We start from the raw sequence: 207 nt of genomic DNA, 5'->3' as shown, positions 1-207 counted from the left end.
GCCAGGTCAGCCCACGCCTGATTCGCGGTAAAAGACCAATACGGCAGCTTGCCCAACCCCGTGCTCTTGAGCGTTTTGATCCGATTTTCGCACCGGCCACGCGCACGATGCCGAGCATCGAGGAACGCCACGTTGAACCGCGGAGCATTGGTCAAGAACGCCGTCACCCGATTCCCGTCCGTATCGAACAAGTTCGCTTTCGCACCG

The 207-nt window shown here is 59.9% G+C and carries 1 pseudogene; it reads right to left on the bottom strand.

The features are described from left to right. A pseudogene (locus ACT3UA_RS19085) lies at positions 1–207 on the bottom strand (IS1380 family transposase); the annotation flags it as partial.

It is taken from the genome of Glutamicibacter sp. 363, assembly GCF_052379505.1.
GTDB lineage: Bacteria > Actinomycetota > Actinomycetes > Actinomycetales > Micrococcaceae > Glutamicibacter.
The sequence above is the reverse complement of the archived record's forward strand: the minus strand, read 5'-3'. Positions and strand labels throughout refer to the sequence as shown.